Here is a 22,373-nt window from a genome sequence, read left to right on the forward strand (position 1 = left end):
GCGTCCGCTTGACGATGCCGCAGCGTCGTTCGCGGCGTCAAGCCTCGCGGGGCGGATGGACAAACCGGCCTGCTTGGGCAGGCCGGTTCGGCAAGGGTTCCGGAGCGGGGCGCTCAGCGCCGCAGATTGCTGATGCCCATCAGCATGCCCATGCCGATGAACAGTGTGACCGAGGCGGTGCCGCCGTAGGACATGAAGGGCAGCGGCACGCCCACCACCGGCAGGATGCCGGACACCATGCCCATGTTGACGAAGGCGTAGACGAAGAAGGACATGGTGATCGACCCGGCCATCAGCCGGCCGTACAGCGTCTGCGCGCTGGCGGTGATCATCATCGCCCGGCTCAGGATCAGCAGGTAGAGCGTCAGCAGCACCGCGTTGCCGGCCAGGCCGAATTCCTCGGAGTAGACGGCGAAGATGAAGTCGGTGGTGCGCTCGGGGATGTAGTCCAGATGGGTCTGGGTGCCGTTGAGCCAGCCCTTGCCCCACGGCCCGCCGGAGCCGATGGCGATCATCGACTGGATGATGTGGTAGCCGGTGCCCAGCGGGTCGGTGGTGGGGTCGATCAGGGTCAGCACCCGCTTGCGCTGGTAGTCGTGCAGATGGTTCCAGACGATGGGCAGGCTGGCGGCGGCCATCACCGCGCCGGCCAGGATCACTTTCCACGGCAGGCCGGCGAAGAACAGCACGAAGAAGCCGGCGGCGGCGATCAGCAGCGCGGTGCCCAGGTCGGGCTGCTTCAGCACCAGGCCCACCGGCACCAGCATGATGGCGGCGGCGATCAGGTAATGCCACCAGCGCAGCGACAGCTCGTATTTCTGGAAGAACCAGGCCAGCATCATCGGCAGCGCGATCTTCAGGATTTCCGACGGCTGGATGCGGGTGACGCCCAGGCTCAGCCAACGGGTGGAGCCGTTCACCGTGATGCCCTTGAAGTGCACGGCGATCAGCAGCAGCACGCCCAGCACGTAGATGGGCGGCGCGAAGTTCATCACGCTCTGCGGCCGCATCCGCGCGATCACCCACATCACGGTCAGCGCCATCGCGGTGTAGATCAGCTTGTTGTCTATCTTGTCGAAGGACTGGTTGTTGGCGGAGTACAGCAGCACCATGCTGACCGCGAAGATCAGGCCGAGGAACAGCATCAGCCAGCCGTCCAGCGGCTCTTTTATCTGCTGCCAGATCTGCTTAATCAGCGGCGTCTTCACGTACGTCTCCGTTTTCCATCGGCACGGTTTTCAGCAGGCCGGCCAGGTCGTTGCGCACCTTGCCGGTCAGGTAGAAGTCGAATAGGCCGCGCGCCACCGGCGCGGCGGCGGCGGCGCCGAAGCCGGCGTTCTCGACGATGATGGCCACCGCGATCTTGGGCTGCTCCACCGGCGCGAAGGCGATGAACCAGCTGTGGTCGCGGTACTGCTCGGCCAGCGCGGCGGCGTTGTACTTGGCGCCCTGCTTGATCGCCACCACCTGGGCGGTGCCGGTCTTGCCGGCCATCGAGTACTGCAGGCCGGCGCCGACGCGGGCGCCGGTGCCGGAGATCATCACGTTGCGCATGCCTTCCTTGATGTAGTCGAAGTATTCCTTCGGGTAAGGCAGCTGCCGGATCGGCTGCGGCTCGATCTGGCGGGATTTTCCGGTCTTGGAGTCCACCACCTGCTGCACCAGGTGCGGTTTGAACACTTGGCCGCCGTTGGCCATGATGGCGGTGGCGTTGGCCATTTGCAGCGGGGTGTAGGCGTTGAAGCCCTGGCCGATGCCGATGCTGACCACGTCGGCCGGATACCAGCGCCGCACCTCGGGCTTGTAGCGGGCGAAGCGCTTTTCCTTCCACTCCTTGGACGGCAGCACGCCGATGGATTCGCCGTCCAGGTCGATGCCGGTTTTGCTGCCCAGGCCGAAGGAGCCGACCACCGGATGGATCTTGTCTATGCCCATGTCCCAGGCCAGCTTGTAGAAGAAGGTGTCGCTGGACACGGTGATCGCGCGCTGCAGGTTGACCATGCCGTTGCCGCTTTTCTTGCTGTCGCGGAACTGGTGGCTGGAGCCGGGCAGCGTGAAGTAGCCGGGCGCCGGACGAATGTCGTGCATGCCTATGCTGTGAGTGTTCAGCGCCGCCATCGCCATGAAGGGCTTGAAAGTGGAGCCTGGCGGATAGGTGCCGCGCAGCGCGCGGTTGATCAGCGGCTTTTGCCAGTCGGTGTTCAGCGCGGTCCAGGTCTGGGTGTCGATGCCGTCGATGAACAGGCTGGGATCGAAGCCGGGCTTGGACAGGAAGGCCAGCACGCCGCCGGTGTTGGGATCTATCGCCACCAGCGCGCCGCGGCGCTCGCCGAACAGCTTGTCGGCCATTTCCTGCAGCCGGATGTCCAGCGCCAGCTTCAGCGTGTTGCCGTTGACCGGCGGCGTGCGGCGCAGGCTGCGCACCGCGCGGCCGCCGGAGTCGGTCTCCATTTCCTCGAAGCCCACCTGGCCGTGCAGGTCTTCTTCGTACACCGCTTCCAGTCCGGTCTTGCCGATGTAGTTGGTGCCCTTGTAGTTGGTGGTCTTGTCCTCTTCCTCCAGCCGCTCCTTGTCCCTCTGGTTGATGCGGCCGATGTAGCCCAGCACGTGGCTGGTCATTTCCTTGTACGGATAATCGCGGAACAGCCTGGCCTTGACCTCGACGCCGGGCAGCTCGAAGCCGTGGGCGGCGACGCGCGCGGCCTCATCGTCGGTCAACTTGACCTTCAGCGGAATGGCTTCGAAATTCTTGCTTTCGGCCAGCAGCTTCTTGAACAGCTTCTCGTCGCGCGGGCTGACGTCGGCCAGCGTCTTCAGCTTGGCGACGGTGGCGGCCAGGTCGGAAATCTTGCTCGGCGTCAGCTCCAGCGTGTAGGCGGAGTAGTTCTGCGCCAGCACGATGCCGTTGCGGTCCAGGATCAGGCCGCGGTTGGGCAGGATGGGCACCAGCGAGATGCGGTTGTTCTGGGCCAGCGTGGAGAAATGGTCGTGCTGCAGCACCTGCAGCCAGATGAAGCGCGCGAGCAGGGTGAGGAACATCAGGATGATCAGCGCGTAGGCGATGATCAGCCGCAGCTCGAACTGGGCTTCTTCGGACTGCGGGTTCTTGAAACGGGACGGGCGGCGCATGGATCAGTCGGGTTTCATGCCGTGTGGTGGCGGTAAGGAATCAGCATCAGCTTGGTCAACAGCGGCCACAGCAGCGCGCCGATCAAGGGCGGCAGGAAATAGCTCCAGCCGACGAAGGCGGAGCCGGTCAGCATCCGCACCACCACCATGATCAGCTGGTTGGTCAGCATCAGGCCCAGCACCACCAGCGCCTGCTGGCCCAGGTTGAACATCACCAGCTGGCGCTGGCGGCTCAAGGCCAGGAAGGCGGTGATCGAGTAAGCCAGCGCGTGCTGGCCGAACAGGCCGGCGGTGGACACGTCGGCGATGATGCCCATCAGGAAGGCGATGCCGATGTTGACCCGGCGCGGCTGGTTGATCACCCAATACAGAATCAAGAGGCCGATGAAGTCGGGCAGCCAGCGCGTGCTGCCGTGCGGCAGCGGCACCAGCTCGACCAGCACGGCGATCACGAAGGTGGTCAGGATGAAGCGGCGCTTGACCGGCTTGAGCAATTCCTTGGGGCGGTCCAACGACATCTGGGCTTACTCCTCGTCGGCGGACTTCTTGCCGCCCTTGGTCTTCTTCTCCGGCAGCGCCGGCGGTTCAGCCGGGCGCGGGCGCGTTTCCTTGGCTTGCAGCACCAGAACGTAGCGCGTCTGCTGCACGCCGGACATCGGAAGGGTGCTGACGCGGGTGAAGGCGGCGCCGGCATTGCGATCGACCTTGCTCACCACCGCCACCGGGATGCCTTCCGGAAACACGCCGTCCAGACCCGAGGTGACGATGCGGTCGTTTTCCTTGACGTCCGAACTCTGCGGCAGGTAGCGCAACTCGATGCCGCCACCATAACCATAGAGGATGGCGCGCTCGCCGGTGCGGGCGATCATCACCGGAACCATCTGGTTCTTGTCGATGATCAAGGTCACCTCGGCAGTCAGCGGCTGCACCCGCGTTACCTGTCCCAAGAGCCCGCGCGCGTCCACCACCGGCTGGCCGGCCTGCAGCTTGGCGTCGTCGCCCTTGTCGATGATGATCTTGTACGAGAACGGGTCGCGGCCGGTGTACAGCGTCTCGGCGATCTGAGCCGAGTCGTCGCGCTGGGCGCGGATGCCGTTCAACTGGCGCAGCTCGTTCAGCTCGCGCTCCAGCGTCTGCAGCCGTCCCAGCTGGGCGGCCATCTGCAGCTGCTTCTCGCGCAGCAGGGTGTTTTCCTGCTTCATCTCGGCCTGCGAGGTCAGGTAGTCGCCGGCGTGGCGCACCGCCTGCGCCGGCATGTTGACCGCGCGCTGCACCGGGTACAGCGCCAGCGACAGCGCTTCGCGAGCCTGTTCCATCAGGCCGTAGCGGCTGTCTCCGATCAAGAGCGCGATCGAGGCGACCACGCTCATGGCCAGGCGCGCAGCCGGGGGCGGCCCGGAGCGGAAAAAGCTTGGGGTGTTGGCGAAATCCATGGCCACAGCCACCGCGCCTTGACGGCGCGGCGTTCGCTCGGTTTACAGGGTATTTGCTGGAAGTTTAAGGCACGTTGGTGAAAATGGTGCCGATCTTGTCCATTTTTTCCAGCGCCTTGCCAGAGCCGCGCACCACGCAGGTCAGCGGTTCCTCGGCCACGAACACCGGCAGGCCGGTCTCTTCCGCCAGCAGGCGGTCGATGTCCTTCAGCAGCGCGCCGCCGCCGGTCAGCACCATGCCCTTTTCGGCGATGTCGGCGCCCAGTTCCGGCGGAGTCTGTTCCAGCGCGATCTTCACTGCGGAAACGATCTGGTTCAGCGGCTCGGTCAGCGCTTCCAGGATTTCATTGGAAGACACGGTGAACGCGCGCGGAATGCCTTCGGCCAGGTTGCGGCCCTTGACTTCCATTTCGCGCACCTCGGCGCCCGGGAAGGCGGAGCCGATGGTTTTCTTGATTTCCTCGGCGGTGGTCTCGCCGATCAGCATGCCGTAGTTGCGACGGATGTAATTGATGATGGATTCGTCGAACTTGTCGCCGCCGACGCGCACCGAGTTGGAGTAGACCACGCCGCCCAGCGAGATCACGCCGACTTCGGTGGTGCCGCCGCCGATGTCCACCACCATGGAGCCGGTCGGCTCTTCCACCGGCAGGCCGGCGCCGATCGCCGCGGCCATCGGCTCTTCGATCAGTTCGACGCGGCGCGCGCCGGCGGCGAGGGCGGAGTCGCGGATCGCCTTGCGCTCCACCTGGGTGGAGCCGCAGGGCACGCAGATCACGATGCGCGGGCTGGCGGCGAAGAAGCGGTTAGGGTTCACCTTCTTGATGAACTGCTTCAGCATTTGCTCGGTGACGGTGAAGTCGGCGATCACGCCGTCCTTCATCGGACGGATCGCCTGGATGCTGCCCGGGGTGCGGCCCAGCATGCGCTTGGCCTCCAGGCCGACGGCCAGGATGGACTTTTTGTTGGTCGGCGCGTCGTTGTGGATGGCGACGACCGAAGGCTCGTCGAGGACGATGCCCTTGCTGCGCATGTAGATCAGGGTGTTGGCGGTGCCGAGGTCGATGGCGAGGTCGTTGGAGAAGTATCCGGTCAGCGAACGAAACATTGGGCGGTCCTGGTCAGTTTTCGTCAGTGGCGGACGCCGGCGGCGTCCGTAAAAATCCAGTTTAATCTGTGGCAGGCCCGTTTCCCCGCCTTTTTATCAGGCATGGCAACTATTCACTGTCCCGAGCGTTGCGCACGGGCGTTTTGTCGCGCCGATGCGGGGGACGTCGAACAGTTGTTGCCGGTCTTGCCCGGCAGCGGATTCGGCCTGCGTCTGCAGCCCCGGCGCAGGCTTCCGGCGGGGCGGGAAATGCCCTCGGAATGCGTCGTGGCGCAATGTCGATCTTGGGAGAATCAAACGGGGTATGATACCCTATAAAGCTTGAAATATTAAAGGTTTTAACGAGGAAGCCATGTCGCTGACGCATCAGGATGTCGCACGGATCGCCAAGCTTGCCCGCATCAATGTGAGCGAGGCGGAAATCGCCGCCACAGCGGACCAGCTCAACAATATTTTCGGCCTGATCGAGAAGATGCAGGCGGTGGACACCGACGGCATCGAGCCGATGGCGCATCCGCAGGACGTGTCGCTGCGTCTGCGCGACGACGTCGTCACCGAACCCAACCGTCGCGAGGCCTTCCAGGCGGTCGCGCCGCAAGTGGAAAAAGGCCTGTTCCTCGTTCCCAAAGTGATCGAGTAAGCCTGTGAGCCGTCCCGCCGCGATTGGTTCCCAGAAAATCGCCGGCCGGGCCAGACTATCCGGATAGCAAGATTTGATCGAAATGACACAAGCCACCCTCAAGCAATTGTCGCAACAGCTGGCGGCCAAACAGGTTTCCAGCGTGGAGCTGGCCAGCCAGTACCTGGACCGCATCGAGGCGCTGAACCCGCAGCTCAACGCCATTGTCACCACCGACCGCGAAAAGACGCTGGCCGAAGCCCGCGCCGCCGACGCCCGCATCGCCGCCGGCGACGCGCATCCGCTGACCGGCGTGCCGCTGGTGCACAAGGATCTGTTCTGCCAGCAAGGCTGGAAGACCAGCTGCGGCTCCAAGATGCTGGACAACTTCGTTTCGCCGTACAGCGCCCACGTGGTGGAGCAATGCGCCGCCGCCGGCATGGTGACGCTGGGCCGCGCCAATATGGACGAGTTCGCGATGGGCTCGTCCAATGAAAACTCGTTCTACGGCGCGGTGAGGAACCCGTGGGACGCCAAGGCGATTCCGGGCGGCAGCTCCGGCGGTTCCGCCGCCGCCGTCGCCGCGCGCCTGGCGCCGGTGGCCACCGCCACCGATACCGGCGGGTCCATCCGCCAGCCGGCCAGCCATTGCGGCGTCACCGGCATCAAGCCGACCTACGGCGTGGTGTCGCGCTACGGCATGGTGGCCTTCGCCTCCTCGCTGGACCAGGGCGGCCCGATCGCCCAGACCGCCGAGGACTGCGCGCTGATGCTGAACGTGATGGCCGGCTTCGACGAGCGCGACTCCACCAGCCTGGAGCGCGCCAAGGAAGACTACAGCCGCGATCTGAACCAATCCCTGGCCGGCCTGAAAGTGGGCCTGCCCAAGGAATACTTCGCCGCCGGCCTGGATGCCGACGTCGCGCGCGCTGTCGACAACGCCGTGGCCGAGCTGAAGAAGCTGGGCGCCGAGGCGGTGGAAATCGCGCTGCCGAACACCGAGCTGTCGATTCCGGCTTATTACGTGATCGCGCCGGCCGAGGCCTCGACCAACCTGTCCCGCTACGACGGCGTCCGCTACGGCCACCGCGCCAAGGACTACAAGGATCTGGTCGACATGTACGAGAAGACCCGCGCCGAAGGCTTCGGCGACGAGGTCAAGCGCCGCATCCTGGTGGGCAGCTACGTGCTGAGCCACGGCTACTACGACGCTTACTACCTGAAGGCGCAGAAGATCCGCCGCCTGATCGCCAACGACTTCAAGGCCGCTTTCCAGCAGTGCGACGTGATCCTGGGACCGGTGGCGCCGACCGCCGCCTTCGATTTGGGCCAGATGGCGTCCGATCCGGTGGAGATGTATCTGTCCGACGTGTATACGCTGTCGGTGAACCTGGCCGGCCTGCCGGGCATGAGCGTGCCGGCCGGCTTCGCCGCCAACGGCCGACCGATCGGCCTGCAGATCATCGGCAATTACTTCGGCGAAGCCAGGATGCTGAACGTAGCGCACCAGTTCCAGCAAGCGACCGACTGGCACGCCAAGGCGCCCGCGCTGTAAGCCGGCGGCCGCGCGACGCGAATGCGGCGTTGGGCGCGCTTGCCGTACTGAATGCATTGCCTGCGCGCGCACCTGGTCTTCGCGCCGCTCGCGCGGGCTCAGAGTTTAAGTTTCCATGGGTGCGGCTGCGCCCTGGCATGAAAAGGATTTTCCGACCATGAAATGGGAAGTCGTAATCGGTATCGAGGTGCATGTGCAGCTCAATACCGTCTCCAAGATTTTCTCCGGCGCCAGCACCGCTTTCGGCGCCGAGCCGAACACCCAGGCTTCCGCGGTGGAGCTGGCACTGCCCGGCGTGCTGCCGGTGCTGAACCGCGCGGTGGTGGACAAGGCCATCCGCCTGGGTCTGGCGCTGGACGCCAACATCAACCAGAAGAACGTTTTCGCCCGCAAGAACTACTTCTATCCTGACCTCCCAAAGGGCTACCAGATCAGCCAGATGGACCTGCCCATCGTCGAGGGCGGCCGGCTCAAGATCCTGGTCGGCGACCAGGAGAAGGTGATCGGCGTGACCCGCGCCCATATGGAAGAAGACGCCGGCAAGAGCCTGCACGAAGACTTTCAGGGACTGTCCGGCATCGACCTCAACCGCGCCGGCACCCCACTGCTGGAGGTGGTGTCCGAGCCGGACATGCGCTCGGTCGACGAGGCGCTGGCCTACGTCAAGGCCTTGTACACGCTGGTGACCTGGCTGGGCATCTGCGACGGCAATATGCAGGAAGGCAGCTTCCGCATGGATGTCAATGTGTCGGTGCGCCCGGAGGGGCAAAAGGAATTCGGCACCCGTCGCGAGATCAAGAACCTCAATTCCTTCCGCTTCCTGGAGCAGGCCGCCAAGTACGAGATCCAGTGGCAGATCGATACGCTGGAAGACGGCGGCAAGGTGCAGCAGGCCACCGTGCTGTTCGACCCGGACAGCGGCGAGACCCGCATGATGCGCAGCAAGGAAGACGCGCACGACTACCGCTACTTCCCGGACCCGGACTTGCTGCCAGTGCGCATCTCCGACGAGCAGATCGCCCGCATCAAGGGCGAGATGCCGGAGCTGCCGGGCGCGATGCAGGCCCGCTTCGTGGAGAGCTACGGCGTGTCCGCCTACGACGCGGCGCTGCTGACGTCCAGCCTCAAGCAGGCGCAGTATTTCGAGGCCGCAGCCAAGGCGTCCGGCCAGGGCAAGCTGGCCGCCAACTGGATCAACGGCGAAATCGCCGCCCGCCTGAACCGCGACGGCAAGGACATCGCCGACTGCCCGATCTCGGTGGAGCGCTTGTCCGGCCTGATCGTCCGCATCGCCGACAGCACCTTGTCCAGCAAGCTGGCCAAGCAGGTGTTCGACGCGTTGTGGGACAGCGATCTGTCCGCCGACGCCATCATCGAGCGCGACGGCCTGAAGCAGGTATCCGACGTCGGCGCCATCGAAAAGATGGTGGAAGAGGCGATCGCCGCCAATCCCAAGGCGGTGGAGGAGTTCCGCGCCGGCAAGGAAAAGGCGCTGAACGCGCTGGCCGGCCAGGTGATGAAGGCGTCCAAGGGCAAGGCCAATCCGGCCCAGGTGCAGGACATCCTGCGCCAAAAGCTGTCTTGATCGTCTGATCGCCGGAGCAACAAGGCGGCCTGAATGGCCGCCCTGTTGTTTTTTAAATACATGGCTGAAAATCGCCGCCGGTAATTTGTTGCTTTTCCTGAAGATACTTGTGGTTCAAACAGTTCCATTGGCAATCATTGCCGCCTTGTTACAGTCTCCGCGACCCGCAATGTTCATGTCCCACTTTTACAGGCGAATTTAAGTCCCTGATTTGTTTCAGATTCCATTTTTACGCGCTGCCGTAAGTCATTGTCTCAAAAGGCGAATTAGTAAATCCCTATGTTGACCGTGGGGCAGTTCTTTCTTATAGTGGCGGAAAGTGGGTCAAAGTGGGTGAAAGTGGGGAAATTCTCCCCCCGGAGCGACGGCTCCGTTTTTCTCGGTCAGCGGGTCTCAAATCATGATTGGTGGCGTCAGCATCTTGTCTCTCGATAGCAAGGGGCGCTTGGCTATTCCGGCCAAGCACCGCGAGACGCTGCTGTCCGCGTTTGGGCACAAGCTGGTCGTCACCCTCGAATCCCAAGACCATCTGCTGCTTTACCCCGAACCCAACTGGCGCCCGGTCGAGGCCCGTCTGCTGGCCCTTCCCACCGGCAATCCCACCCTGAAACGCTATCAACGACTGGTGCTCGGCCATGCCGAGACCCTGGAGATGGACTCCGCCGGCCGAGTGCTGCTGCCGGCCCGCCTGCGCGAACTGACCGCGCTGGACAAGGACGTTGCCCTGGTAGGCATGGGCAACCGCTTCGAACTGTGGAATGCCGAGGAGTGGGACAGCCAGACCGCTGACGCGCTGGCCATCGACCAAGCCGATTTGGCGCAACACCTTGGAGATTTCACGCTGTGAGCACCCCCACCTTCGTGCACCGCACGGTATTGCTGACCGAAGCGGTCGACGCGCTCGCCATCCGGCCGGATGGCGTCTACGTCGATTGCACTTTCGGTCGCGGAGGCCACAGCCGCCTGATCCTATCGAAGCTCGGCCCTTCCGGCCGGCTGATCGCCTTCGACAAGGACCTGGAAGCCATCGCCGTCGCCGACAGGCTGGCGGCGGAGGATTCCCGCTTCAACATCGTGCACAACGGTTTCGAGACGCTGTCGGCCGAGCTCGCCCGCCTGGGCGTGGCCGGCGTCGACGGCGTGCTGATGGATCTGGGCGTGTCGTCGCCGCAGATCGACGACGGCAGCCGCGGTTTCAGCTTCCGCTTCGACGCGCCGCTGGACATGCGTATGGATACCACCCGCGGCGTCACCGCCGCCGAGTGGTTGGCAACGGCCGACGAGGCCGATATCAGAGAGGTCATCAAGACTTATGGTGAAGAGCGGTTTGCTCGCAAGATCGCAGCAGCCATTGTTGCGCAACGGGGGGAAAACCCCATCACGACCACCCGCGAGCTCTCTGTGCTCGTTGGGCAAAACGTCCGTACTCGCGAACCGGGCCAAGACCCGGCGACGCGAACCTTCCAGGCGATCCGGATCTTTGTGAACCGCGAGCTGGACGAGCTGAAGGCGGTGCTGCCGCAGGCCGCCCGCCTGCTGAACGAGGGCGGCCGCCTGGCGGTGATCAGCTTCCATTCGCTGGAGGACCGCATCGTCAAGCAGTACCTGCGCGATGTCAGCAGCGAGGAAAAGCTGCCGGCCTGGGCGATGGTGCGCGCGGCCGACATGGCCAAGCCGCCGATCGGTCTGGTCGGCAAGGCGATCCGCGCCGGCGACGAGGAGCTGCGCGAGAATCCGCGCGCCCGCAGCGCCATCATGCGCGTGGCCGAGCGCACCGCCGCGCCGTGGCGGGAGGGCGACGCATGAACAAGCTCAACGCGACGCTGCTGCTGATGGCCGTGTTCTCCGCCTGGTCGGTGGTGACGTCCACGCACGTGTCGCGCAAGCTCTACAGCGACTTGCAGAAGGAAACCAAGTCGGGGCAGCAGCTGGAGGTGGAGTTCGGCCAGCTGCAGCTGGAGCAGAGCACCTGGGGCGCGCACGCGGTGATCGAGAAAGCCGCCTCCACCCGCCTCGACATGCACACGCCTGATCCGCGCCAGATCCAGGTGATCACGGCGAAGGGAGCGCTGTGATGCGCGCCGGTTCCAGCTACAGCGTCCGCACCCGCCCAGCGCCGGCCAGCCCCGCGCTGCGTATGACCAGCACGCGCGTGCGCTGCGTGCTGCTGATGCTGGCCTTGCTGTTCCTGGCGCTGATCGGCCGCGCGGTCTATCTGCAGGTGGTGCAGCAGGACTTCCTGCAGGGCCAGGGCGAGGCGCGCTTCCGCCGCACCTTGATGCTGGAAGCCAACCGCGGCGTGATCACCGACCGCAACGGCGAGCCGCTGGCGATCAGCTCGCCGGTGCAGACCATCTGGGCCAGCCCGGCCGACATGGAGCCGGTGCCGCCGGCCAAGCTGCGCGAGCTGGCCGGCCTGCTGGACCTGTCGCCGGAAGAGCTGTCGTCCAAGCTGTCCGACCGCAAGAAGGAATTCGTCTACATCAAGCGCCAGATCAGTCCGGAGCTGGCCGACAAGGTGATGGCGCTGGGCGTGCCCGGCATCGCCAAGCAGCAGGAGTTCCGCCGCTTCTACCCGGCCGGCGAGATCGTGTCGCACATCATCGGTTTCACCGGCGTGGACGGCAAGGGCCAGGAAGGCGTCGAACTCGCCCGCGAGAAGATGCTGTCAGGCAAGGATGGCCGCCGCGTGGTGCTGAAGGACCGCCGCGGCCACATCATCGAGGACGTCGCAGCCATCGAGCCGCCGCGCGACGGCCAGAAGCTGGCGCTGGCGATCGACCACCGCATCCAATACCTGGCTTACCGCGAGATCAAGGCCGCGGTGGAGACCAACAAGGCCAAGGCCGGCAGCGTGGTGGTGCTGGACGCCCACACCGGCGAGCTGCTGGCGCTGGCGAATTACCCGTCGTTCAATCCGAACAACCGCAGCGGCGTGACGCCGGAGATGATGCGCAACCGCGGCGTGATCGACCTGTTCGAGCCCGGCTCCACCATGAAACCGCTGTCGATCTCTCTGGCGCTAGAGCACGGCAAGGCCAATCTGAACACGGTGCTGGACACCCACACTTACATGATCGGGCCGGCCACCATCCGCGACGTGGCGCCGCGTCCCAGCCTGGACATCCTCGGCATCATCCAGAAATCGTCCAACGTCGGTACCAGCAAGCTGGCGCTGATGAACAGCCCGGAGGAGTCCTGGGCCCATTACGACGCGCTGGGCTTCGGCCGGCCGCCGGAAACCGGCTTCCCCGGCGAGGCCGGCGGCCGGCTGCGCGACTGGCACAAATGGCGCCCGATCGAGCAGGCGACGATGTCCTTCGGCTATGGCTTGTCGGTCAGCCTGATCCAGATGGCGCGCGCCTACACCATCTTCGCCAACGACGGCGTGATGCTGCCGATCTCGCTGTACAAGACGTCCAACCCGATGCCGGGCAAGCGCGTGCTCAACGAAAAGACCGCGCACGAGATGCGCGATCTCTTGATCGCCAACAGCCAGCCGGGCGGCGGCGCCGTCGGCGGCCGCATCATCGGCTACAGCATAGGCGGCAAGAGCGGCACCGCGCGCAAGCTGGAGGGCCGCACCTACGTGGCCAACAAGCACCGAGCGCTGTTCATGGGCTTCGCGCCCGGCCACTCGCCCAAGGTGATCGTGGCGGTAATGATAGACGAGCCGTCGGCGGGCAAATACTACGGCGGCGCGGTGTCCGCGCCGGTGTTCTCGCAGGTGGCGGGCGGCGCGCTGCGCGTGCTGAACATCGCGCCTGACGAGCCATCCAACAACACTTTATTGCCGGAATCGACCCCGGTTCCGGCGGATTTTTAAGATCATGAAGAGCCGTTTGACTGCGTTGCCGGACTGGGATCCGGCCTTGTTGCAACAGCTGGGCCTCCCGATCAAGCGGGTGGAGGCCGACAGCCGCCGCGTGCTGCCGGGCGACGTGTTCCTCGCCTGCCGCGGCGAGTACGTCGACGGCCGCGATTTCATTCCCGCCGCGCTGGAAAAGGGCGCGGCCGCGGTGCTGTGGGACGACGCCGACGGCTTCGTCTGGAACGCCGAATGGCAAGTGCCCAATCTGGCGGTGCCCAATCTGCGCGAGCGCGCCGGCATCGTCGCCGCCCATGTGCTGGGCCAGCCGTCGCGCGACCTGACCGTGGTCGGCATCACCGGCACCAACGGCAAGACCTCCATTTCCCATTGGCTGGCGCAGGCGTTTTCGCTGCTGGGCCAGAAGGCGGCGCTGATCGGCACCGTCGGCAACGGTTTCTACGGCCAATTGACCGAAACCACCCACACCACGCCGGACCCGGTGACGGTGCAGCAGAAGCTGGCCGAATACCGCCGCCAGGGCGCGCACGTGGTGACGATGGAAGTGTCCAGCCACGGCCTGGACCAGTTCCGCGTCAACGGCGTCGAGTTCGCCACCGCGGTGTTCACCAACCTGACCCGCGACCACCTGGATTACCACGGCTCGATGGAAGCCTACGGCGACTCGAAGAAGAAGCTGTTCTTCTGGGAAGGCCTGAAGCACGCGGTGATCAACGCCGACGACGCTTTCGGCCGCCAGCTGGCCGCCGAGATCGATCCTAAACAGACCCGCGTGGTCACCTACGGCCTGGAGCAGGGCGATGTGCGCCCGATGGCGCTGGCCGCCACGCTGGAAGGCCTGCAGCTGACCGTGGCCACGCCATGGGGCGCGGTCGACGTGCGCACCGGCCTGGTGGGTCGCTTCAACGCCGCCAATCTGCTGGCCTGTCTGGCCACGCTGTGCGTCAACGGCGTCAGCCTGCAGGACGCCGCCGCGGTGATGGCGCGCATCCAGCCGGCCCGCGGCCGGATGCAGAGCGTCGGCGGCGCGCATGAGCCGCTGGTGGTGATCGATTACGCCCACACTCCCGACGCGCTGGAGAAGGCGCTGGCCACGCTGTCCGAGATCCGCCCCGCCGGCGGCAGGCTGTTTTGCGTGTTCGGCTGCGGCGGCGACCGCGATCCGGGCAAGCGCCCGATGATGGGCGCCATCGCCGAGAAGCACGCCGACGTGGCGGTGCTGACCAGCGACAACCCGCGCAGCGAGGACCCGCAGGCCATCATCCGCGACGTGCTGGCCGGCATGGACGCCGCCCGCGCGCATGTCGAGGCCGACCGCGAGGCCGCCATCCACTGGGCGGTGGGCCAGGCCAAGGTGGGCGACGTGGTGCTGGTGGCCGGCAAGGGCCACGAGGAATACCAGGACATCGCCGGCGTCAAGCGGCCGTTCTCCGACTTCCGCGTCGCGGAAGAGGCGCTGACCGCGTGGGGGAAGCCGCGATGATGACGCTGAGCCAAGCCGCCCGCTTCGCGCAAGGCCGCCTGACCGGCGCCGACGGCGAAGTGCTGCGCGTGATCACCGACAGCCGCCAGGCGCAGCCGGGCGATCTGTTCGTCGCGCTGAAGGGCGAGCGTTTCGACGCTCATGATTTCGTCGCCGAGGTTGTGGCCCGCGGCGCCGCCGCGCTGGTGCGCGACGGCTTCGAATTGGCTGGCGCCAGCCTGATCCAGGCGGGCGACGACACCCGGCTGGCGCTGGGCCGCCTGGCCGCCGGCTGGCGCGAAACCCAGCCGGCCGTCCGCATCGGCGTAACCGGCTCCAACGGCAAGACCACGGTCAAGGAAATGCTGGCCGCGATTCTGCGCGCCCACGCCGGCGACGACGCCGTGCTGGCCACCGCCGGCAATTTCAACAACGACATCGGCCTGCCGCTGACGCTGCTGCAACTGAAGCCGCAACATCGCTACGCGGTGATCGAGATGGGCATGAACCATCACGGCGAGCTGCGCTACCTGACCGGGCTGACCCGGCCGCGGGTGGCGCTGGTCAACAACGCGATGCGCGCCCACTTCGGTCATTTCGGCTCCACCGAGGATGTCGCCCGCGCCAAGGCCGAGATTTTCGAAGGCCTGGCCGACGGCGGCGTGGCGGTGGTCAACGCCGACGACGCCAATCTGCCGCTGTTCCGCGCGGCCGCCGGCGGCCATCGGCAGCTCAGTTTCGGCCTGGAGCAGGCTGACGTGAGCGCGCGCGGCCTGGTCCTGTCGGCGCTGGGCAGCCGCTTCACGCTGCGCTCTCCGGCGGGGGACGCGGAGATTTCGCTGCCGGCGCCGGGCGAGCACAACGTCAGGAACGCGCTGGCCGCAGCGGCCGTCGCCTTGGCGCTGGATGTGCCGCTGGCCGCCATCGCCCAAGGCCTGGCCGCCTTCGGCGGCGCCAAGGGCCGCCTGCAGATCAAGCAAAGCCCGCGCGGCCTGACTGTGATCGACGACAGCTACAACGCCAACCCGGATTCGATGAAGGCCGGCCTCGACGTGCTGGCCGGCCTGCCGGGCCCGCGTTGCTTCGTGATGGGCGATATCGGCGAATTGGGCGAGGCCGCGCCGGCCTTGCACGCCGAGGTTGGGGAACACGCGCGCCTGCGCGGCATCGAACAGCTCTTTGCGTTGGGCGAGGCCTCCCGCCGCGCGGTGGCCGCGTTCGGCGGCGGTGGACAGGGTTTTGATTCGATTGACGAGTTGTTGGAATGCCTGGATAGCCGGCTGGCGTCGGGTACCGCCGTTCTGGTCAAGGGGTCGCGCTTCATGCGCATGGAACGGGTGGTGGAACACCTGATGCAAGCAAAGAAAGAGGGAGTTTAAGGTGCTGCTTTGGTTGGCTGATCTGTTGGGTTCGCATATCCGGGCCTTCAATGTCTTCAATTACACCACGCTGCGCGCGGTGATGGCGGCGCTGACTTCGCTCGCCATCTCGCTGATGATGGGGCCGTGGGTGATCCGCAAGCTGACCGAGCTGAAGGTTGGCCAAGCGGTGCGCAACGACGGTCCGCAGACCCACCTGGTCAAGGCCGGCACGCCGACCATGGGCGGCTCGCTGATTCTGCTGGCCATCACCATCACCACGCTGTTGTGGGCGGATTTGTCCAACAAATACGTGTGGCTGCTGCTGGCGGTGATGCTGGGCACCGGCGCGCTGGGCTTCTACGATGACTGGCGCAAGGTGGTGTACAAGGATCCGAAAGGCGTGTCCGCCAAGTTCAAGATGGCGTGGCAGTCGGCCATCGCCATCGGCGCCGGCGTGTTCCTGATCGCCACCGCCAAGCTGCCGGCGTCCACCGAGCTGATCGTGCCCTTCTTCAAGACCGTCGCCTACCCGCTGGGCGCGGTGGGTTTTTGCGTGCTGACCTATTTCGTCATCGTCGGCACTTCCAACGCGGTGAACCTTACCGACGGCCTGGATGGCCTGGCGGCATTGCCGACGGTGCTGGTGGCCGCCGGCCTGGCCATCTTCGCCTACGTCGCCGGTCACGCGGTGTTCTCCAAATACCTGGGCCTGCCCTTCATCCCCGGCGCGCACGAGGTGGTGGTGTTCTGCGCGGCGATGTGCGGCGCCTGCCTGGGGTTTTTATGGTTCAACGCCTATCCGGCCCAGGTGTTCATGGGCGACGTGGGCGCGCTGGCGCTGGGCGCCGCGCTGGGCGCGGTGGCGGTGATCGTGCGCCAGGAGATCGTGCTGTTCCTGATGGGCGGCCTGTTCGTGATGGAGGCGCTGTCGGTGATGATCCAGGTGACTTCGTTCAAGCTGACCGGCAAGCGGGTGTTTCGCATGGCGCCGCTGCATCACCATTTTGAATTGAAGGGCTGGAAGGAAACGCAGGTCGTGGTTCGCTTCTGGATCGTCACCATGATGCTGGTGCTGATCGGCCTGTCGACGCTGAAGCTGCGCTGAGGACGAAAGAGATGGATTACGCCAATCGACATGTGACGGTGGTGGGGCTGGGAGGCTCGGGCCTGGCGGCCGCGCGTTACCTGGCCGCGCACGGCGCGCGCGTGCGCGTCGCCGACGCCAATCCGTCCGCCGAGCGGCTGGCCGAGCTGGAGCGCCATCTGCCGGGCGTCGAGGTTATCGTCGGCGTTTTCGACGATGCGACCTTCGCCGGTTCCGACCTGCTGGTGGTCAGCCCCGGCGTGCCGCTGGCCAATCCGGCCATCGCCGCCTTCCGCCGCTCCGGCGGCGAGGCGGTCGGCGACATCGAGATACTGGCGCGCGCGATCCAGGGCGACGGCAACAAGGTGATCGCCATCACCGGCTCCAACGGCAAGAGCACGGTCACCAGCCTGGTCGGCCATCTGTGCGAGGCAGCGGGCCTGGACACCGTCGTCGCCGGCAATATCGGCCTGGCGGTGCTGGAGGCTTTGCTCGCGCGCGAACAGAGCGGCCGCTGGCCCGGCGTGTGGGTGCTGGAGCTGTCCAGTTTCCAGCTGGAGTCGACGTTCACGCTGGAGGCCGACGCCGCCACCGTGCTCAACATTTCCGAGGACCACCTCGACCGCTACCAGGATTTGCTGGATTACGCGCACGCCAAGACCCGGGTGTTCAACGGCAAGGGCGCGCAGATATTGAACAAGGATGACGCGCTGGTGCGGGCGATGATCCGCCCCGGCCATCCGGTAAAGTGGTTCTCGCTGAACGGCGCCGCCGATTACGCGCTGGCCCGCAACGGCGGCTACTGGCTGAAAGTGGACGGCGAAAAGGTGTTCGATTGCGCCGACATGCAGCTGCAGGGCCTGCACAACGCCGCCAACGCGCTGGCCGCGCTGGCGCTGTGCCAGGGCATCGGCCTGCCGCTGGGCAAGCTGCTGGAAGGGCTGAAAACCTTCCGCGGTCTCGCCCATCGCGTCGAGTTGGTAGACGAATTCGACGGTGTTGCGTTTATCGATGATTCCAAGGGCACCAATGTCGGCGCGACCGAGGCCGCGTTGAACGGCATGACCCGCCGGGTGGTGCTGATCGCCGGCGGCGACGGCAAGGGCCAGGATTTCGCGCCGTTGAGGCCGGCCTGCCAGCGCATCGCGCGCGCGGTGCTGCTGATCGGCCGCGACGCCGGACGGATCGAGGCGGCGCTAGCCGATAGCGGGCTGACGCTGGAGCGCTGCGACACGCTGGAGGAGGCAACCCGCCGCGCGGCGGCGCTGGCCCGGCCGGGCGACGTGGTGTTGCTGTCGCCGGCCTGCGCCAGCCTGGACATGTTCAAGAACTACGCGCATCGCGCCCAGGTGTTCATCGACACCGTCGCCGCGGTGAAGGCGGAGCGAACATGATCCGAAATCCGGCCAGCCGCTACACGGCGATCACCGCGCTGGACGAGGCGCTGGCCTGGGCGCTGGCGCTGCTGTTGTCGATCAGCCTGGTGATGGTGTATTCGGCGTCGATCGCGTACGCGGAAGCGGACGCGGCGACGCAGAACCGTTACTTCTACCTGATCCGCCACGTGGTGTTCATGGTGATCGGGCTGTCTGCGGCGTTCGCGGCGTTCCAGATCCCGACGGCGTTCTGGCAGAAGTATTCGGGAAAGATCTTCCTGATCGGCTTGGTGATGCTGGTGCTGGTGCTGATTCCCGGCATCGGCAAGGTGGTCAACGGCTCGCGCCGCTGGATCAACCTGTTCGTGCTGAATCTGCAGCCGTCGGAGGTGATGAAGTTCGCCACCGTGCTGTACGCGGCCGATTACACGGTGCGCAAGAGCCACCTGCTGCACAGCATCAAGGAAGGCTTTGCGCCGATGTTCGCGGCGATGGTGGTGGTGGCCTTCCTGCTGCTGCGCGAGCCGGACTTCGGCGCGCTGATGGTGGTGATGAGCATCGCGATGGGCCTGCTGTTTTTGGGCGGCATCAATATGCGCATCTTTTCGGGGCTCGCGGCGATGGCGGTGGTGGCCATCGTGCTGCTGATCGTGTCGTCGCCGTACCGGCTGAAGCGGGTGCTGGGCTTCATGGACCCGTGGGACGACCCGTACGGCAAGGGCTACCAGCTGTCGCACTCGCTGATCGCCATCGGCCGCGGCGAATGGTTCGGCGTGGGCCTGGGCGGCAGCATCGAGAAGCTGTTCTACCTGCCGGAGGCGCACACCGACTTCATCATGGCGGTGATCGCCGAGGAGTTCGGCTTCGCCGGCATCTGCGTGGTGATCGGCCTCTACGCCTGGATCGTGCGCCGCGCCTTCCACATCGGCGTGGAGTCGAAAAAGCTGGAGCGCTATTACCAGGCGCTGGTGGCGCAGGGCATAGGCATTTGGCTGGGCATTCAGGTGTTCTTCAACATCGGGGTGAACATGGGCTTGCTGCCGACCAAGGGTTTGACGCTGCCGCTGATGTCGTTCGGCGGTTCGGCGATGCTGATGAATTTGATCGCGGTGGCGGTGCTGCTGCGGGTGGACTACGAAAACCGAAGGATTATGCGGGGCTATAAGGTTTAGCCCCGCATAAGGAAAGGCTGCAGCCTTTCCAGGCGCCTTGGCGCCGTGTCCTTTGGTTTCTGCGAGCCTGATGGGCGAAGCAAGAACCGGCGCATGATGCGCGGCAACAAGATTTAACGGAACGGATAGAGATGGCGAATCGCACGGTCATGGTGATGGCGGCAGGCACTGGCGGACACATCGTCCCCGGCCTCGCCGTGGCCAAAGAGCTGCAAAGCCGCGGCTGGAAGGTGGTGTGGCTGGGCACCCGCCGCGGCATGGAAAACAAGCTGGTGCCGCCGACCGGCATCCCGCTGGAGCGGCTGAATTTCCACGGCGTGCGTGGCAAGGGCCTGCTGGGCTCGGTCCAGGGCGCGCTGCAGCTGGCCGGCGCGTTCTTCAGCAGCGCGGCGCAGATTTTCCGCCACCGTCCGGACGTGGTGCTGGGCATGGGCGGCTATGTTTGCCTGCCCGGCGGCGTGATGGCCGGCCTGCTGTGGAAGCCGCTGGTGCTGGTCAACGCCGACGCCGGCCTGCTGCTCAGCAACAAGGCGCTGCTGCCGTTCGCCAAGAAGCTGGCCTGCGGTTTCGACGGCAGCGCGGCGCGCGAGCCCAAGGCGCTGGTCACCGGTAACCCGGTGCGCGGCGAGATCGAGAACATCGCGCCGCCGGCCGAGCGCTTCGCCGGCCGCAGCGGTCCGCTGAAGGTGCTGGTGGTCGGCGGCAGCCTGGGCGCCAAGGTTTTGAACGAAACGCTGCCGCAGGCGATGGCCAAGCTGCCGGCCGATAAGCGGCCGCTGCTGACGCACCAGACCGGCGAGGCGAACTTCGCCGCGGTCGAGGCCGCCTATCAGGCCGGCGGCCTGCGGGAGCAAGTGGAGCTGCTGCCCTTCGTCGACGACATGCCCAGGCGCCTGGCCGAGTGCGATCTGGTGATCTGCCGCGCCGGCGCGATCACGGTCAGCGAGTTGTGCGCGGCCGGCGTGCCCAGCGTGCTGGTGCCGCTGGTGGTGTCCACCACCGGCCATCAGCGCGACAACGCCGAGTGGATGGCCGAGGCCGGCGCGGCCTGGCATCTGCCGCAGAAGGAATTGAACGCCGACGGGCTGGCGGGCCTGCTGGCGGGTTTGGACAGAGACCAGTTGCTGGACAAGGCCGGACGCGCGCGCGCGCTGGCCCGTTCCGGCGCGGCCGGCCGGGTGGCCGACCTGTGCCAGCAGCTGGCCGGGGAATGACAGGGCGCCGACCGAGCGTCCAAGCAGAGACACAGACATGAAACACAGGGTCAAACACATACATTTCGTGGGCATAGGCGGCGTCGGCATGTGCGGCATCGCCGAGGTGCTGCACGGCCTGGGCTACACCGTGTCGGGTTCGGACATGGCCGACGGCGCCACCACCAAGCGGCTGGCCGCCGAAGGCGTGCGCGTGTTCTTCGGCCACGACGCCACCTATGTGGAAGGCGCCGACGTGGTGGTGACCTCCACCGCGGTGAAGGCGGACAACCCGGAAGTGCTGGCGGCGCGCGACAAGCGCGTGCCGGTGATTCCGCGCGCGCTGATGCTGGCCGAGCTGATGCGCTTCAAGCAGGGCATCGCCATCGCCGGCACCCACGGCAAGACCACTACCACCAGCCTGACCGCGTCGGTGCTGGGCGCGGCCGGACTGGACCCGACTTTCGTCATCGGCGGCAAGCTGACCGCCGCCGGGGCCAACGCCAAGCTGGGCCTGGGCGAATTCCTGGTGGCCGAGGCCGACGAATCGGACGCGTCCTTCCTGCATCTGAGCCCGGTGATGGCGGTGGTGACCAATATCGACGCCGACCACATGGACACCTACGACCACAGTTTCGACAAGCTGAAGCAGGCCTTCGTCGATTTCCTGCAGCGGATGCCGTTTTACGGCCGCGCGGTGCTGTGCGTCGACGATCCCAACGTGCGCGAGATCCGCGAGCGCGTCACCAAGCCGGTAACGACCTACGGCCTGGACGATTCCGCCGACATTTACGCCGAGAACGTGCGCGCGGCCGCCGGCCAGATGCATTTCGACGTGGTGGTGAAGAACGGCGCCATCACCCGCTTCCCGCTGGTGTTGAACCTGCCGGGCCGGCACAACGTGCTGAACGCGCTGTCGGCGATCGCCATCGGCCTGGAGTGCGGCGCCAGCATCGAAGCCATCCAGAAGGGCCTGTCCGAGTTCGCCGGCGTCGGCCGCCGCTTCCAGCGCTACGGCGAAGTGAAGGCCCAGGACGGCGGCAGCTTCACGCTGGTGGACGATTACGGCCATCACCCGGTGGAAATGGCCGCCACGCTGGCCGCGGTGCGCGGCGCCTTCCCCGGCCGCCGCCTGTTGCTGGCCTTCCAGCCGCACCGCTATACCCGCACCCGCGACCTGTTCGAGGACTTCGTCAAGGTGCTGTCCAGCGTCGACGCGCTGCTGCTCTCCGAGGTTTACGCCGCCGGAGAAGCGCCCATCGTCGCCGCCGACGGCCGGGCGCTGGCGCGCGCGGTGCGCGTGGGCGGCAAGGTGGAGCCGCTGTTCGTCGAGGACATCGCCGAGATGCCGCAGGCCATCCTGGACGCCGCCCGCGACGGCGACGTGGTGGTGACCATGGGCGCCGGCTCGGTCGGCGCGGTGCCAGGCAAAGTGACGGCCCTGGCGGGTTGATCGGGATATTTCCG

Annotated in this window: 19 protein-coding genes; 14 read left to right on the top strand and 5 right to left on the bottom strand. The window is 66.0% G+C overall.

Annotated elements, in window-relative coordinates:
- Positions 1 to 113: 113 nt before the first annotated feature.
- The 5 genes from rodA to BKX93_RS15580 all read right to left on the bottom strand — a co-directional run bounded on the left by rodA (position 114) and on the right by BKX93_RS15580 (position 5,670).
- Positions 114 to 1,208 (bottom strand): rod shape-determining protein RodA, encoded by a 1,095-nt coding sequence (rodA, locus tag BKX93_RS15560; RefSeq protein WP_046155192.1) that lies wholly within the window; start codon positions 1,206 to 1,208, stop codon positions 114 to 116.
- Positions 1,189 to 3,129, bottom strand: a complete 1,941-nt coding sequence (gene mrdA / locus BKX93_RS15565; protein ID WP_021477378.1) for a penicillin-binding protein 2 — start codon at positions 3,127 to 3,129, stop codon at positions 1,189 to 1,191. The genes rodA and mrdA overlap by 20 nt, the downstream gene beginning before the upstream one ends.
- A 14-nt stretch (positions 3,130 to 3,143) precedes the next feature.
- On the bottom strand, positions 3,144 to 3,647 hold the full coding sequence (mreD, locus tag BKX93_RS15570; RefSeq protein ID WP_021477377.1) for a rod shape-determining protein MreD: 504 nt from the start codon (positions 3,645 to 3,647) through the stop codon (positions 3,144 to 3,146).
- Positions 3,648 to 3,653: 6 nt separating this feature from the next.
- Positions 3,654 to 4,562, bottom strand: a complete 909-nt coding sequence (gene mreC / locus BKX93_RS15575; protein ID WP_046168107.1) for a rod shape-determining protein MreC — start codon at positions 4,560 to 4,562, stop codon at positions 3,654 to 3,656.
- Positions 4,563 to 4,626: 64 nt separating this feature from the next.
- A complete protein-coding gene (locus BKX93_RS15580; RefSeq protein ID WP_021477375.1) occupies positions 4,627 to 5,670 on the bottom strand; it encodes a rod shape-determining protein in 1,044 nt (347 codons plus the stop codon).
- 352 nt (positions 5,671 to 6,022) lie between these two features.
- On the opposite strand from BKX93_RS15580, the gene gatC reads away from it, so the two are divergent.
- The 14 genes from gatC (at position 6,023) to murC (ending at position 22,359) form a co-directional block, all read left to right on the top strand.
- Positions 6,023 to 6,310, top strand: a complete 288-nt coding sequence (gatC, locus tag BKX93_RS15585; RefSeq protein WP_046155188.1) for an Asp-tRNA(Asn)/Glu-tRNA(Gln) amidotransferase subunit GatC — start codon at positions 6,023 to 6,025, stop codon at positions 6,308 to 6,310.
- An 82-nt stretch (positions 6,311 to 6,392) separates the two neighbouring features.
- Entirely contained in the window at positions 6,393 to 7,844 is a 1,452-nt protein-coding gene (gene gatA, locus BKX93_RS15590) for an Asp-tRNA(Asn)/Glu-tRNA(Gln) amidotransferase subunit GatA (protein WP_070981858.1), read from the top strand.
- Between the two features lie 157 nt (positions 7,845 to 8,001).
- The gene (gene gatB, locus BKX93_RS15595; RefSeq protein ID WP_070980532.1) at positions 8,002 to 9,429 is read left to right on the top strand and encodes an Asp-tRNA(Asn)/Glu-tRNA(Gln) amidotransferase subunit GatB; all 1,428 of its coding nucleotides are present in this window, start codon (positions 8,002 to 8,004) and stop codon (positions 9,427 to 9,429) included.
- A 400-nt stretch (positions 9,430 to 9,829) separates the two neighbouring features.
- Positions 9,830 to 10,276, top strand: a complete 447-nt coding sequence (gene mraZ, locus BKX93_RS15600; protein WP_011137898.1) for a division/cell wall cluster transcriptional repressor MraZ — start codon at positions 9,830 to 9,832, stop codon at positions 10,274 to 10,276.
- Positions 10,273 to 11,235, top strand: a complete 963-nt coding sequence (gene rsmH / locus BKX93_RS15605) for a 16S rRNA (cytosine(1402)-N(4))-methyltransferase RsmH (RefSeq protein WP_046155185.1) — start codon at positions 10,273 to 10,275, stop codon at positions 11,233 to 11,235. Before mraZ ends, rsmH begins: the two co-directional genes overlap by 4 nt.
- Entirely contained in the window at positions 11,232 to 11,504 is a 273-nt protein-coding gene (gene ftsL / locus BKX93_RS15610; RefSeq protein WP_021477369.1) for a cell division protein FtsL, read from the top strand. The genes rsmH and ftsL overlap by 4 nt, the downstream gene beginning before the upstream one ends.
- The gene (locus BKX93_RS15615) at positions 11,504 to 13,255 is read left to right on the top strand and encodes a peptidoglycan D,D-transpeptidase FtsI family protein (protein ID WP_070980534.1); all 1,752 of its coding nucleotides are present in this window, start codon (positions 11,504 to 11,506) and stop codon (positions 13,253 to 13,255) included. Before ftsL ends, BKX93_RS15615 begins: the two co-directional genes overlap by 1 nt.
- Positions 13,256 to 13,259: 4 nt before the next feature.
- Complete coding sequence (locus BKX93_RS15620) at positions 13,260 to 14,741, top strand: UDP-N-acetylmuramoyl-L-alanyl-D-glutamate--2,6-diaminopimelate ligase (protein ID WP_070980535.1); 1,482 nt, start codon at positions 13,260 to 13,262, stop codon at positions 14,739 to 14,741.
- Complete coding sequence (locus tag BKX93_RS15625; protein ID WP_070980537.1) at positions 14,738 to 16,099, top strand: UDP-N-acetylmuramoyl-tripeptide--D-alanyl-D-alanine ligase; 1,362 nt, start codon at positions 14,738 to 14,740, stop codon at positions 16,097 to 16,099. The genes BKX93_RS15620 and BKX93_RS15625 overlap by 4 nt, the downstream gene beginning before the upstream one ends.
- 1 nt (position 16,100) lies before the next feature.
- Positions 16,101 to 17,186: a phospho-N-acetylmuramoyl-pentapeptide-transferase gene (gene mraY / locus BKX93_RS15630; RefSeq protein ID WP_046168319.1), complete on the top strand. Its 1,086-nt coding sequence runs from the start codon at positions 16,101 to 16,103 to the stop codon at positions 17,184 to 17,186.
- Positions 17,187 to 17,197: 11 nt separating this feature from the next.
- Positions 17,198 to 18,559, top strand: a complete 1,362-nt coding sequence (murD, locus tag BKX93_RS15635) for a UDP-N-acetylmuramoyl-L-alanine--D-glutamate ligase (RefSeq protein WP_070980539.1) — start codon at positions 17,198 to 17,200, stop codon at positions 18,557 to 18,559.
- A complete protein-coding gene (ftsW, locus tag BKX93_RS15640) occupies positions 18,556 to 19,713 on the top strand; it encodes a putative lipid II flippase FtsW (protein WP_021477363.1) in 1,158 nt (385 codons plus the stop codon). The genes murD and ftsW overlap by 4 nt, the downstream gene beginning before the upstream one ends.
- A gap of 131 nt (positions 19,714 to 19,844) precedes the next feature.
- Positions 19,845 to 20,927 (top strand): undecaprenyldiphospho-muramoylpentapeptide beta-N-acetylglucosaminyltransferase, encoded by a 1,083-nt coding sequence (murG, locus tag BKX93_RS15645; RefSeq protein WP_046155179.1) that lies wholly within the window; start codon positions 19,845 to 19,847, stop codon positions 20,925 to 20,927.
- A gap of 37 nt (positions 20,928 to 20,964) precedes the next feature.
- Entirely contained in the window at positions 20,965 to 22,359 is a 1,395-nt protein-coding gene (gene murC / locus BKX93_RS15650; protein WP_046155178.1) for a UDP-N-acetylmuramate--L-alanine ligase, read from the top strand.
- Positions 22,360 to 22,373: the final 14 nt, after the last annotated feature.

The sequence above is a fragment of the Chromobacterium vaccinii genome (assembly GCF_001855275.1).
Classification (GTDB): domain Bacteria; phylum Pseudomonadota; class Gammaproteobacteria; order Burkholderiales; family Chromobacteriaceae; genus Chromobacterium; species Chromobacterium vaccinii.